This is a genomic window from Lapillicoccus sp., from assembly GCF_039935575.1.
Classification (GTDB): Bacteria; Actinomycetota; Actinomycetes; order Actinomycetales; family Dermatophilaceae; genus Lapillicoccus.
In genome coordinates this window covers 1-12,820 of record NZ_JBDTKA010000100.1, presented here as the reverse complement: position 1 = coordinate 12,820, position 12,820 = coordinate 1, and the positions used below count along the sequence as shown (strand labels likewise).

At 69.8% G+C, this 12,820-nt stretch carries 14 protein-coding genes and 1 pseudogene; 11 read left to right on the top strand and 4 right to left on the bottom strand.

The genetic code is table 11. The features are described 5' to 3' along the window. Positions 1-348, top strand: a pseudogene (locus tag ABI385_RS12405) (thymidine kinase); the annotation flags it as partial. Between the two features lie 63 nt (positions 349-411). On the opposite strand, the gene sepH reads toward ABI385_RS12405, so the two are convergent. Further along, positions 412-1,659 carry a septation protein SepH gene (gene sepH / locus ABI385_RS12400; protein ID WP_348104055.1) on the bottom strand — a complete coding sequence of 416 codons (1,248 nt, stop codon included), beginning with the start codon at positions 1,657-1,659 and terminating at the stop codon, positions 412-414. 64 nt (positions 1,660-1,723) lie between these two features. On the opposite strand from sepH, the gene ABI385_RS12395 reads away from it, so the two are divergent. The 3 genes from ABI385_RS12395 to ABI385_RS12385 are packed head-to-tail and all read left to right on the top strand — an operon-like array spanning position 1,724 to position 4,055. Beyond that, the gene (locus ABI385_RS12395) at positions 1,724-2,059 is read left to right on the top strand and encodes a hypothetical protein (RefSeq protein ID WP_348104054.1); all 336 of its coding nucleotides are present in this window, start codon (positions 1,724-1,726) and stop codon (positions 2,057-2,059) included. Further along, complete coding sequence (locus ABI385_RS12390; RefSeq protein WP_348104053.1) at positions 2,056-3,186, top strand: ferrochelatase; 1,131 nt, start codon at positions 2,056-2,058, stop codon at positions 3,184-3,186. Before ABI385_RS12395 ends, ABI385_RS12390 begins: the two co-directional genes overlap by 4 nt. Then, positions 3,186-4,055, top strand: a complete 870-nt coding sequence (locus ABI385_RS12385; protein WP_348104052.1) for an inositol monophosphatase family protein — start codon at positions 3,186-3,188, stop codon at positions 4,053-4,055. The genes ABI385_RS12390 and ABI385_RS12385 overlap by 1 nt, the downstream gene beginning before the upstream one ends. A 27-nt stretch (positions 4,056-4,082) precedes the next feature. Here ABI385_RS12385 and ABI385_RS12380 read toward each other — a convergent pair whose 3' ends face one another. Beyond that, on the bottom strand, positions 4,083-4,274 hold the full coding sequence (locus ABI385_RS12380) for a hypothetical protein (protein WP_348104051.1): 192 nt from the start codon (positions 4,272-4,274) through the stop codon (positions 4,083-4,085). A 505-nt stretch (positions 4,275-4,779) separates the two neighbouring features. Between ABI385_RS12380 and ABI385_RS12375 the strand changes: the two genes are divergently transcribed. The 5 genes from ABI385_RS12375 to ABI385_RS12355 are packed head-to-tail and all read left to right on the top strand — an operon-like array spanning position 4,780 to position 7,817. Then, positions 4,780-5,079: a DUF4193 domain-containing protein gene (locus ABI385_RS12375; protein WP_348104050.1), complete on the top strand. Its 300-nt coding sequence runs from the start codon at positions 4,780-4,782 to the stop codon at positions 5,077-5,079. A 1-nt stretch (position 5,080) separates the two neighbouring features. Continuing rightward, positions 5,081-5,575, top strand: coding sequence for a dUTP diphosphatase (gene dut, locus ABI385_RS12370; RefSeq protein ID WP_348104049.1), 495 nt, complete (start codon positions 5,081-5,083; stop codon positions 5,573-5,575). Positions 5,576-5,615: 40 nt separating this feature from the next. Then, a complete protein-coding gene (locus ABI385_RS12365; RefSeq protein WP_348104048.1) occupies positions 5,616-6,560 on the top strand; it encodes a DUF3710 domain-containing protein in 945 nt (314 codons plus the stop codon). Continuing rightward, positions 6,557-7,021 carry an OB-fold nucleic acid binding domain-containing protein gene (locus ABI385_RS12360; RefSeq protein ID WP_407068271.1) on the top strand — a complete coding sequence of 155 codons (465 nt, stop codon included), beginning with the start codon at positions 6,557-6,559 and terminating at the stop codon, positions 7,019-7,021. Before ABI385_RS12365 ends, ABI385_RS12360 begins: the two co-directional genes overlap by 4 nt. Continuing rightward, complete coding sequence (locus ABI385_RS12355) at positions 7,014-7,817, top strand: DUF3159 domain-containing protein (protein ID WP_348104047.1); 804 nt, start codon at positions 7,014-7,016, stop codon at positions 7,815-7,817. Before ABI385_RS12360 ends, ABI385_RS12355 begins: the two co-directional genes overlap by 8 nt. Positions 7,818-7,845: 28 nt before the next feature. Here ABI385_RS12355 and ABI385_RS12350 read toward each other — a convergent pair whose 3' ends face one another. Both ABI385_RS12350 and ABI385_RS12345 read right to left on the bottom strand, forming a co-directional pair. Beyond that, entirely contained in the window at positions 7,846-8,529 is a 684-nt protein-coding gene (locus ABI385_RS12350) for a TrkA family potassium uptake protein (RefSeq protein WP_348104046.1), read from the bottom strand. Positions 8,530-8,557: 28 nt separating this feature from the next. Beyond that, positions 8,558-9,220 (bottom strand): TrkA family potassium uptake protein, encoded by a 663-nt coding sequence (locus ABI385_RS12345; RefSeq protein WP_348104045.1) that lies wholly within the window; start codon positions 9,218-9,220, stop codon positions 8,558-8,560. A gap of 114 nt (positions 9,221-9,334) precedes the next feature. Here ABI385_RS12345 and ABI385_RS12340 point away from each other — a divergent pair, with 114 nt between their 5' ends. Beyond that, on the top strand, positions 9,335-11,293 hold the full coding sequence (locus ABI385_RS12340; protein ID WP_407068272.1) for an APC family permease: 1,959 nt from the start codon (positions 9,335-9,337) through the stop codon (positions 11,291-11,293). Positions 11,294-11,312: 19 nt separating this feature from the next. Continuing rightward, positions 11,313-12,539 carry a TRAM domain-containing protein gene (locus tag ABI385_RS12335; RefSeq protein WP_348104043.1) on the top strand — a complete coding sequence of 409 codons (1,227 nt, stop codon included), beginning with the start codon at positions 11,313-11,315 and terminating at the stop codon, positions 12,537-12,539. Positions 12,540-12,820: the final 281 nt, after the last annotated feature.

The following is a 12,820-nucleotide window of genomic DNA, read 5'->3' as shown; positions in this document are numbered from 1 at the left end:
GGGATCACCTCCGACTTTCGGGCGATGCTCTTTCCTGGGTCCCAGCGGTTCATCGAGCTGGCCGACCGCGTCCAGGAGCTGCAGGTGGAGGCGCTGTGCTGGTGCGGGCGGCGGGCCACGCACAATGCCCGCGTGCAGGGCGGCGTGATGATCGTCGAGGGCGAACAGGTCGTTGTCGGCGACACCACGCCGACCTCGCCTGGCTCGTCGGGACTGGTCGAGTACGAGGTCCTGTGCCGGCGTCACCACATGCGTCGGATGACGTCGCACGCCGCTCGCGCCGCCGCCGTCTCGCCGGACGTGCTGCCCTTCGACCTCGACGTCTGCCCGGTGCCGCCGGTCACCTGACAGCGCCGGCCTTGGTCGTGGTGCGCTCACCTCGCCCGGACTGCGCGCAGCGCGTCCAGCTCCTCAGTCGCGCTTGGTGCCGAACATGATGTCGTCCCAGGACGGGACGGGGGTGCGGCCGCTCTTCCGCGACGCAGACTTCCGGCCGGGAGGCGCCTTCTTCGCGGCCGGCTGGCCCGACGACTCGTCGTCCTGCGGGTCGTAAAGCGGCGGGACCTCGGAGCCCGACGGCTCGACGACTGGCTCGTCGTCAACCGAGTCCTCGTCAGTGGCACCTTCGATGGCATCGTGAGTGGCATCGTCAGTGGCATCTTCAATGGCATCGTCAGTGGCGTCGACGTCATCTTCGGGGGCTTGCGTCGCGAGCATCTCGAGGCCTGGGCTCTCGTCGATGCCGGGCAACGGGACGTCCTCCAGCAGCGCCGTCTCGTCGGGGAGCGCCGTCTCGTCGGGCAGCGCCGTCTCGTCGGACAGATCGACCAGCGGCAGGGCCGGAGTCGCGCGCCGATCGGTCTCGGACCGCCGCCGATGCCCCGAACGCCGACCGACCGTGGTCCGCTGCCGCATCGCCGTCATCAGGTCCACTGGCTCGTCGTCACGCGTACCGGTCGGTCCGGAACCACCGCCACCACCTGACCGGGCCGACGACCCTTCGGTCACCCCGCCCTCGGCCTCCACGTCGTACACCGTGGTCACGCGCGCCGCCGCGCCACCCAGCGGTCCGTTGGCGGGTTCGTCGGCGCTCAGCCAGCGCGCCTCGTCGTTCGCGGCGTCGACGGTCCGCAACACCGGGTCGTAGGTCCACGTCGCGCGCCGTTGCCGACCACCGGCCGCGAAGGCCAGCGCGACGGTCCAGCGCCCATCGTCGGGGGAGCGCCACGCGTCCCACGCGACGGCTTCGGTGTCCACGTCCCGGTCGCGCATCCGTTGCGCCACCCGGCCGGACAGGGTCGGCGCGCCCGAGCCGGCCTGACCACTGCGTCCACGAACGCGAACCTGCCGTGCCTGGTCGGCGATGTGCACGCGTTCGGCGAGGATCGGACCCTCGTACTTGCGGACCTTCTCCACAGTCCAGCCCGCCCGGTCGGCGACCTCCTCGGTCGTCGCGCCCGCACGGATCATCGACTGGACCTCGGCCGGGCGCAAACCACCGTCGATCTCGATCTGCAGCTGTCCCAACCGGGGTCGGTCCTGTCGGGCCGCAGCAAACAGCGCCTCGTCGAGGGGCAGGCGGTACTGCTCTCCGTCTAGGGCGGAGAGCAGCAGGTGCCGACCGTCCTCGTGCACTCCGATGAGTCGAAGGTCCTGCATCTCACCCACCCCTGGCCACGAGTCCCGACGACGCTCGCCTGCCGCCGATGCGGTCGATGCTGTCATGCGGCGCGCCGCACGGGAAAGGGCCACGCCGCGCGCCGTCGGCGAGCTGGGCCGTCCCGGCCACAATGCGGGCAGCGTGAGCGCCGCCAGGCCCGTGAACCGGCCACCATTTTTTCTCCTCGAGCTGCTCGGGGTGTTCGCGGTGGGCGGAGCGCTCGAGGCGATCACCACACCAGGCATACCCGGTTGCCGCGGTGTTCGTCGTACCCGAGATGGGGATCCTGAACGGGCCGCGGTGTGGGCGGCCACAGCCCTGGCATTCGGCATCCGTATCGTGGCCGTGGTGCTGCACCTCAACGCGCCGCAACCCTTCCACCCGGGGGACCACCCATGAGTGCGAGCGCCACTGCCGGTGTCGACGGCGCCGACAAGGCTGACGCGATGGCCCCCTACGACGGGCTGCTGTTGGTCTCGTTCGGGGGCCCCGAGGCACCGGACGAGGTGATGCCGTTCCTACGTCGCGTGACCGCAGGGCGCAACATCCCCGACGAGCGGCTCGAGACGGTGGCGGAGCACTACCAGCACTTCGGCGGCCGGAGCCCCATCAACGACCAGAACCGCGAGCTGATGGACGCCCTCGAAACGGACCTGAAGGCGCGCGACCTCGACCTGCCCGTCCTGTGGGGCAACCGCAACTCCGAGCCGTACCTTGCGGACGCGCTGCGCAGTGCCATCGAGCGTGGGCTGCATCGGCTGGTCGTCGTGACGACCAGCGCCTACTCGTGCTACTCCTCATGCCGCCAGTACCGCGAGAACCTTGCCGATGCGCTCGCCGAGGTGCAGCTCGAGGGCCTGCTGATCGAGATCGACAAGATCGGGCCGTATGCCGGTCGGTCGGCGTTCGTCCGGGCCAACACCCGGCTGGTCGTCGACGCACTGCGCGGCCGCTCGGACGTCGCCGACGACGAGCTCGCGGTGCTCTTCGTCACGCACTCGATCCCGGACGCTATGGACGAGACCTCCGGGCCCGGTGACGGGGAGGGTCGGCTCTACCAGGAGCAGCACCACGCGGTTGCCGACGCGATCACGCAGGCCACCCACGCCACCCTCGGACGCTCGTTCTCGTCGGAGGTCGCCTACTGCAGCCGCTCCGGGTCTCCCGCCCAGCCGTGGCTGGGCCCCGACGTGAACGACCGGATCCGCGAGCTGGCCGCCCAGGGGTGCCGGCTGGTCGTGGTGGCCCCGATCGGTTTCGTCTCGGACCACATGGAGGTCGCCTACGACCTCGACACCGAAGCGGTTGAGACCGCCGCCGAGGTAGGTGTCGAGCTGCTCCGGGTAGCTACGGTCGGCGTCGACGAGGAGTTCGTCGCGGGTCTGGTCGACCTCGTACTCGAACGGGCCGCCGAGGCGCGCGGAGAGCAGGTCGAGCGGGGCCCGCTCGCCAGGCCGTCGGTCTGTCCGCCGGGCTGCTGCCCGAACCTGCGCGAGGCTCGCCCCGCCTTGTGCGGGAGCGACTGATGCCCTCGGCCGGGCTCCCGGACGGCACGGATGAGGCATCCCTGGCCGCGCAGCTCGAGCGTCTCGCGACCCGGGTGGCCGTCGCGGCCGGACGACTGGTGGTCGACGAACGACCGTCGCACCTGTCCCCGTCCGCGACGAAGTCCTCTCCCACGGACGTGGTCACGGTCATGGACACCCGCTCCGAGGAGCTGATCCGGTCGCTGATCCTTGCCGAGCGTCCGGACGACGGAGTCCTCGGCGAGGAGGGCGCCGACCACGTGGGCCGCTCCGGCATCACCTGGGTGGTGGACCCCATCGACGGCACCGTCAACTACCTCTACGACATCCCCGCGTATGCCGTCTCGGTCGCGGCCGCGACCGGTGACCCCCGTGTTCCTGGAGCGTGGCAGGTCGTGGCCGGCGCGGTCGCCGACCCACCCCAGCGCCAGGTCTTCCATGCCCGCCGAGGCGGTGGAGCGTGGCTCGAGCGGTGGCCGACGACGTCCGGCGCGGATGAGGGAACGGTGACGCGGCTGATCGTCGGGGACGCCGCGAGTCTGGCGGTGGCGCTGGTCGGTACGGGTTTCGGGTACACACCCGAACGCCGACGGTCCCAGGCGACCCTGCTGCTCGACGTGCTTCCGAGGGTCCGCGACATCCGCCGGATGGGCAGCGCCGCCCTCGACCTGTGCGCCGTGGCGCGGGGCAGCCTGGACGGCTTCTACGAGGTCGGCCTGAACGCCTGGGATCTCGCCGCAGGGTGGCTCATCGTCGAGGAGGCGGGGGGTCAAATGACCGGCCCGGCTGGCGGGGCCCCATCCGGGGTCCTGGCTGTCGCCGGGAACGCCGCTGTGGTCAGCGAGCTGCTCGAGATCGTCGACCGCTGATGAGTGGACCTCCGAGACCCGCTGTGCTCAGGCGGCACTGAGGCCGAGGGCCTCGAGCTCGGGCACCGGGACACCGTGTTCTCGCGCGATGCGCGCAATGTTCTCGAGGTCGGCGCGATAGACCTCTGCCGAATAGTGGTCGCCGGACAGCTCGGCCTGTCCGAGGTGGTGGGCGGCTTCGCGGACGCGGGCACGGATCTGGGCGGCGAACTCGGTCACGGGGCACCTCCAGGGGTGTGGCGGAAGGGCTGGTGCAGCACTCTGGCACGAGACTAGGCGACGGTGGTGACGACCGTACTGTCGCCGGGTGTCGTCTGGGTGACGAGTCGGTCATGAACCGGGCAGGAAGGGGGTAACAGCGACACGCGGACCGTCCTTGGAGACGAAACGTGACCTTTTGCGGTTTGTCAGGCACAATCCGCCCGGCAGGCACACCCAATCGAGGAGTCGAGGCGATCCAGACGGCCTCTCAGAGCGGGCACAAACCAGTCCAGGCCGGCGTTACACCGGAGCATCCGAGAACACCCCCCATCCACTCTCCCCGCCACTCCCAGCGGCAGCGTCGCCGAACCGCTATAAGCCACCGATATCGCGGTGGAGTCCTCGGGCGAGTCCCGAGTAGTTTCCGCCCCGCGAAAAGCCCCGCGAAAACCCGCTCGGCAGCCTAACGACACCGCACCGAACTCCAGGCACGACCACACCAAGACCCAGGAGCACTGCCCAGATGGCGACTGATTACGACGCCCCGCGCAAGACCGACGACGATCTCTCCGAAGACTCGATCGAGGAGCTCAAGTCGCGCCGGGTCGACAAGTCCGCGTCGAGCGTCGACGTGGACGAGACCGAGCAGGCCGAGGGCTTCGAGCTGCCCGGCGCCGACCTGTCCGGTGAAGAGCTGTCTGTCCGCGTCATCCCGCGTCAGGCCGACGAGTTCACCTGTACCAAGTGCTTCCTCGTGCACCATCGTAGCCAGCTGGCGAGCCAGTCCGGCGGGATGATGGTGTGCCGGGAGTGCGCTGCCTGAGATGAGCCGGACCGGCCCGAGTGCTCAGAACGGTCCCAGCGGCGCGTTGGTGCGCGTCCTGCTGCATCGCCTCGATCCAGACCTGGCAGCACCGGCATACGCACATCCCGGCGATGCCGGTGCGGATCTGATGGCGCGGTGCGACCTCACGTTGCAGCCCGGGGAGCGCTCGCTCGTGCCGACGGGCGTCGCCATCGCTCTCCCCGACGGTTACGCCGCCTTCACTCACCCCCGCTCGGGACTGGCCGCGCGGCACGGGATCAGCATCGTCAATGCGCCGGGGACGGTCGACTCGGGTTATCGGGGCGAGATCTTCGTCAACCTGGTCAACCTCGACCCCACGACGGCGTTCACCGTGCGTCGAGGCGACCGGATCGCACAGCTGGTGGTCCAGCAGGTGGCGGTGGCCGAGTTCGTCGACACGGATTCGCTTCCGGACAGCACCCGGGGGGAGACTGGACACGGAGCCAGCGGTGGCTTCGGAGACCCTGGCTGATCGTGGTCTGAGACATCACTCTTTCGAAGGACGAACAACGTTGGGCATCTTCCGCCGGAACCGCCGGTACCAGGACATCGTCGCGGTGACCGACCCGGACACCGATAGCGCTTCAGACGCCGGGACCGAGGCCACCGAGGACATGGAGGACGCCGAGACTGGCGCGAACGCCGACCTCATCGACGCAGTCGACGCGGACGATGCGGTCGACGCAGTCGATGCGGTCGAGGACAGCAGGAACGACGAGGACGAGATCGAGTCGTTCAGCCGGGCCCGCGGGCCGTTCGACCTCTCCGAGGTGCAGGACGTGGCGGGCGGTGACGACCGGATCGACCTCGGGGCTTTGCGGCTGACACCTCTGGAGGGAATGCAGCTGCGGCTCGAGCTCGACGAGGACCAGCAGTCCGTCGTGAGTGCCCACGCGATGCTCGGTGACTCCGGGGTCCAGCTCCAGGTCTTCGCCGCGCCCCGGACGACGGGTGTGTGGCCGGACATCCGCACCGAGATCGCCGACAGCGTCACCTCCCAAGGCGGCACGGCCGAGGTGGTGGATGGTCCGCTCGGTCGTGAGCTGGTGGCCCGGATCCCGTCTCGCGGGTCCGACGGCCGCACCATCCAGAACCCCGTCCGGTTCCTCGGGGTCGACGGTCCGCGGTGGTTCCTTCGAGGTGTCATCAGTGGGGCCGCCGCCACCGACGGGCGCAAGGCGGCTCCGCTCGTGGAGCTGTTCCGCAGCGCGGTCGTCGTGCGCGACGACCAGGCGCGCCCGCCGCGCGAGCTGCTGCCCTTGCAGGTCCCAGCCCAGCCGACCGTCGAGGGCGCCGAGAACGGGGAGAGCTCCGAGAACGCCGAGAACGGCGACGCGGCAGGCGAAAGCTCCGGAAGTGGCGACGCGACAGCGCAGACGGGCGATGATGGAGCATCTCGCAACGCCGACGACCTCCTTCCCTTCGAGCGCGGACCCGAGATCACGGAGGTGCGTTGACCATGGTGGACATCCAGCGAACCCCACCCACCCCGCGCCCCGACCGGGCTCGGGAGCACGGCCGACGCGAGGGTGTCTCCGCCGCCGACGAAGCACGCGGCCTCTTCGGCCGCCTGGCCGACCGGCTCACCCGGACCACCGACCAGGACGAGGCCGAGGAGCTGCGCGAGGACGCCAAGCGGGTGGGCGCGACTCCCATCTGCGACCTGCCCAACCGTGAGAGGGCCAGGGTGTGCGGGTCGGTGCGGTCTGTGACGCTGCGCCCCCGCGCGGACGTCCCCGCCGTCGTCGTCGAGATCTACGACGGCAGCAAGACCCTCAACCTCGTGTGGCTGGGCCGGCGCGAGATCGCCGGGATCCACGCCGGCGTGCAGCTGCGGGCGACCGGGCGCGTGTCCTACTACCGCGGCATCCCGACCATCTTCAACCCGTTCTACGAAATCGTTCCCACTGGTGGCTGAGGCGGCTGCCCGTCCGCCCGGCGTTCCCGACGGTGACCCGAGCGACTCCGGCCCCTTGACGGTCGAGGAGCTGCTGCGGACCCGGCTGTCGCTCGCCATCGGTGGATGGCGCGGCGCGCTCGAGTCGGCGCTCCCGACGGTGGGGTTCGTCGTCGTGTGGACCTTTGCGCAGGAGGCCCGTCCGGCGATCTACGCGGCTGCCGGCGCCATCGTGGTCCTCGCCGCGATCCGGTTGCTGCGCAAGGAAACCCTGCGGTTTCTCCTGTATGCCGCTGTGGCGGTCGCCGTCGCGGCGTTCTTCGCGCTGCGCTCGGGCAAGGGCGAGGACGCGTTCCTGCCCGGCATGCTCCAGACGGCGGCGGTCGGTCTGGTCCTGGCGATCTCGAACCTCGTGCGATGGCCCTTGTTCGGGTTCCTCATCGCGGCCGCCGACCCTGAGCTGGCCGAGGCGTCCGAACGGCTGCGGGCCAGCACCCGCAAGGGCGCGCCGCAGGACCCTGACTCCGCCTCCCGCGCCGAGGCCGACCAGGCGATGGTGACCGACGCCCTGACCGGCTGGCGGCGCCACCCCGGCGTGGTCCGGGTGGCCAGTCGCGTCGGGTGGGTCATCGTGGCCCTCGACGTGGTCCGGCTGGCCATCATGGTGCCGCTCTACCTCGCCGGTCAGGTGGCGGCGCTCGGAGTGGCCAAGATCGTGCTGGGCTGGCCGGCATACCTGCTGGCTGTCGCCGTCATCGGCGTGCTCCTGCTGCGCGGTAGCACGCCGCTGGACGACAGCAGGCCGGCCCCCGCCTGAACCGCCGGCTACATCGGCCTACCTCGGGCTACTCCGCTCCGCGCGGGACGCGGTGGCCGGGCGAGAGCATCTGCTCGAGGAGGTCCTCGCTCTCGGGGGTGGTGATGAACAGCAGCTCGTCGTGCGCCTCCACCGCGTCGTCGCGGCTCGGGGCGATCGGGCGGTCGTCGCGGATGATGCCGACGAGCACGGTGTCGTCCGGCCAGTCGATCTCGGCGATCCGCTTGCCGATGTAGGGACCTTCGCCGGGCATGGTGAGCTCGACCATGGACGCCTTGGCCTGCTGGAACTCGAAGATGCGCACCAGGTCGCCGACGCTGACCGCCTCCTCGACGAGCGCGGTCATGAGACGAGGCGTCGACACGGCGACGTCTACCCCCCAGGACTCGTCGAACATCCACTCGTTCTTGGGGTTGTTCACGCGCGCCACGGTTCGAGGCACCCCGAACTCGGTCTTGGACAGTAGCGAGACCACGAGGTTGACCTTGTCGTCACCGGTCGCGGCCACGACCACATCACATTCGTGGACCTTCGCCTCCTCGAGGACGGCGATCTCGCAGGCGTCCGCGAGCAGCCACGAGGCGTCGGGGACCCGGGACGCCTGCACGTCGTCGGCGTCCTTGTCGATGAGCAGCACCTGATGACCGTTGTGCAACAGCTCCCGGGCGATGGACCGCCCGACGCTTCCTGCTCCGGTGATGACGACGCGCATGCTGCTCTTTCCGGGAGGGTTCGGTGGGTCAGTGCTCGGGGGGTGCCTGGTCGTACGCCTTCTCGATCCGGCCGACATCGTGCGAAGCGGCGGCGACGTGGACTTGGTCCCCGTCCTGGAAGACGGTGTCATGACCGGGGACGAGGCCGTCTCCCAGACGCGTCACGAAGGCGATGCGCGACGAGGTGAGGTTCTCGATCTCGCTGATCCGCCTGCCGATCCACGCCTTGGACAACGGGACTTGGGCGATCACGACCCGGCCGCTGGGGTCGGTGAGCGCCGGTACGGCGCCTTGGGGGAGCAGCAGGTGGAGCATCTGGTCGGACGTCCAGCGCACCGTCGCCACCGTGGGGATGCCGAGGCGTTGGTAGACCATCGCGCGTCCCGGGTCGTAGATCCGGGCGGCTACGTGCTCCACGCCGAACGTCTCCCGGGCGACGCGGGCGGAGAGGATGTTGGAGTTGTCACCGCTGGAGACCGCCGCGAACGCGTAGGCCTCGTCGATGCGGGCCGCCTTGAGCGTGTCGCGGTCGAAACCCAGACCGGTGACGGTCATGCCCTCGAAGGAGCTGCCCAGCCGCCGGAACGACGCCGGCTCCACATCGATCACGGCCACGTCGTGCCCGTGGTTGCTCAGCGACTTGGCCAGGGTGGACCCCACGCGGCCACAACCCATGATGACGAAGTGCACGCTCGGGACGCTACACCGACCCGGGCCTGACACGGCTGCCGGCCTGGCGCGGCATACAGTGTGCGCGTGGCGAACTCAGGTCGTGTCGTCAAGCGGCTCGTGCTCGGCCGGGCCATGCGCAGCGACAAGCTGGGTGACACGCTCCTGCCGAAGCGGCTCGCCCTGCCCATCTTCGCCAGCGACGCGTTGTCGTCGGTCGCCTACGCCCCCGACGAGATCATGCTCATGCTCGGTCTCGCCGGCGGGGCGTTCGTCACCACGCATTCCTGGCAGGTCGCCATCGGGGTGATCCTCGTCATGGTGGTCGTGGTGGCGTCCTACCGGCAGAACGTGCGCGCCTACCCTTCCGGCGGCGGTGACTACGAGGTGGCCACGGTCAACCTCGGTCCACGGGCCGGCCTGACGGTCGCGAGTGCGCTGCTCGTCGACTATGTGCTCACGGTGGCCGTGTCGATCTCCTCCGGGGTACTGAACGCCGCCACGGCCATCCCCTCGTTGCGCGGGCACGAGGTCCAGGCCGCCGTCGGCCTGGTCGCGATCCTGACCGCGATGAACCTGCGGGGTGTCCGCGAGTCGGGTAAGGCCTTTGCGGTGCCGGTCTACGCCTTCATCGTCGGCATCATCGGGATGGGCCTGTTCGGCGCGTTCCAGTTTGTCACCGGCAACCTGGGCCAGGCCGAGACCGCGAAATATGACTTGGTCCCGGAGGAGGGTCAGGGCCTGGTCGGCATCGCCGCCGCCTTTCTGCTTTTGCGTGCCTTCTCCTCTGGATGCGCTGCGCTCACCGGTGTCGAGGCGATCTCCAACGGTGTCCCCGCGTTCCAGAAGCCCAAGAGCCGCAACGCCGCCACCACGCTGCTGATGATGGGGACGCTGTCGATCACCATGCTCGGAGCCATCGTCTGGCTGGGTCGCGAGACCGGCATCAAGGTGACTGACGACCCCGCCACCCAGCTGACCCTCAACGGGCAGCCGGTCGGGCCGTCGGTCGTCCCCGACACGGTGCTGGGACAGCTCGCCAAGGCGATCTTCGGGGGTTTCACCCCCGGTGTGGTGTTCGTCTCGATCGTGACGGGGCTGATCCTCATCCTCGCGGCCAATACGGCGTTCAACGGGTTCCCGGTCCTCGGCTCGATCCTGGCCAAGGACGGCTACCTGCCCCGACAGCTGCACACCCGCGGCGACCGCCTCGCGTTCTCCAACGGCATCCTCATCCTCGCGGCGGCCGCCGCGTTGCTGATCGTGGCCTACCAGGCAAAGGTCACCTCACTCATCCAGCTCTACATCGTCGGTGTCTTCGTGTCCTTCACCCTCAGCCAAAGCGGCATGATCCGGCACTGGAACCGCCACCTCAAGACCGAGACCGACCCCAAGGAGCGTGCGCGAATGAGGCGTTCGCGCGTCATCAACGCGGTGGGGGCGTTGATGTCGGCGACGGTGCTGCTCGTTGTCCTCGTCACCAAGTTCCAGGCCGGCGCGAAGTACGCCATCGCGGCGATGGCGGTGCTGTTCCTGCTGATGCTCGGCATCCGGCGGCACTACTCCCGGGTCAACGACGAGCTCAAGCTCGCTGACGACGAGACGCCGCTCCTGCCGAGCCGGGTGCACTCGATCGTGCTGATCTCCAAGCTGCACAAGCCTGCGATGCGCGCAGTGGCCTACGCGCGAGCCACCCGGCCGACCGTCCTCGAGGCGGTGACGGTCGACGTCGACCCAGACGAGACCGCGGCCTTGCAGGCCGAGTGGAGCCGACGCGAGATCCCGGTGCCCCTCAAGGTGCTGTCCTCGCCCTACCGCGAGATCACCCGCCCCGTCATCGACTACGTCCGCTCGATCCGCAGCGGCAGCCCACGCGACGTGGTCGTGGTCTACATCCCGGAGTATGTCCTTGGTCGGTGGTACGAGCAGATCCTGCACAACCAGAGCGCGTTGCGGCTCAAGGCCCGCCTGCTCTTCACCCCCGGTGTCATGGTCGCGAGCGTCCCGTGGCAGCTGCGCTCCTCCGAGGGCCGCGCAGACGACTCGGTGTTCGACGGACCCGTGGGCGGGTCGGTTCGCCGCGGACCGCGATGACACAGCGAGCCGGGCCGGCATGACGGTCCGGTCGCTCGTCGGGACCGAAGCGGTGCTCGACGTCGGACCTGTCGCCCACGGCGGACACTGTGTTGCCCGGCTCGACGGGCGGGTGGTGTTCGTGCGCCACGCCATCCCGGGTGAGCGAGTGCTCGTCCGGGTCACGGAAGGCGACGAGGAGAGCCGGTTTCTTCGCGCCGATGCGGTCGAGGTCAAGGCTGCCTCGCCGGACCGGGTGACACCGCCCTGCCCGTATGCCGGTCCGGGCCGGTGCGGCGGATGCGACTTCCAGCACGTCACGCCCGCCCACCAGCGGCAGCTCAAGGCCGCGGTGGTGCGCGAGCAGTTCCAGCGGCTCGCCCGGCTGGATCTGGACGAGCTGTTTCCGGGTTTCGAGGTCGAGCCGCTACCGGGCAGGCCGGACGGGCTTCGCTGGCGTACCCGGGTGGAGTTCGCAGCCGGCGACGACGGCCGGCTCGGCTTGCGGCAGCACCGGTCCCACGACGTCGTCGTCCTGGACGACTGCCTGATCGCAGATGAGCGCGTGATCGCCTCGCGAGTTCTCGCGCGCTCGTGGTTGTGCCACGACGGGGTCGACGTCGTCGCGGCGGACGCCCCCGCGCGCCCTGTCTTCGTCACCCTTCCCGAACGAGGCCGCACTCCCACCGTGCGCCAGCGGGTCGAGGTCCCCGGCTGGTCGGGTGAGTTCCGGGTCAGTGCCCGTGGGTTCTGGCAGGTGCACCCCAGCGCCGCACCGGCGTTCGTCGAACACGTCCTGACCATCCTGTCGCCACGACCGGGGGAGGGCTGCCTCGACCTGTACGCCGGTGTCGGGCTCTTCGCCCTTGCGCTGGCCGACGCGGTGGGGCCCACCGGGTCGGTCCTTGCGGTCGAGGGGTTCCGTCCGGCCGTGGTCGACGGGCTCGCCAACGCCGCGGACCGCCCCCAGGTGGAGTTCCGGCACGGGCGGGTGGATCAGGTGATGCACGGGGTAGTCCGGCGTCACGGGCGGTCGGATCTCGTCGTGCTCGACCCGCCCCGCACGGGCGCTGGCCGCTCGGTTGTCGAGGACGTCGTCGCCACCGGTCCGCGGGCGGTGGCCTACGTCGCCTGTGACCCTGCCGCGCTGGCGAGGGATACGGCGTACCTGCATGAGGCGGGCTATCGGCTCACCTCGGTGCGCGCCTTCGACGCCTTCCCCATGACGCACCACGTCGAGTGCATCGCCGGGTTCGTCCCCGCGTGACGCTGGACCCGACTCGGCTGTACGCGCGGCCGCTTCGGCATAGGCTCAGAAGCGCAGAACGAGCGCACAAGGAGCGCGGAACGAGCACGGAGCAACCGTGGAGAAGGCCGTCGAGATGTGGTTAACTATCTTGACGTCAAGATAGTTGTGCGAGGTAAGGAGTCCACTGATGGACAGCTCGGTGAACAGCTTCGGTGCCAGGGGTCAGCTCGCGGTCGGTGACGACAGCTACGAGATCTACCGTCTCGACACGGTCGAGGGGAGCGCGACGCTGCCCTACA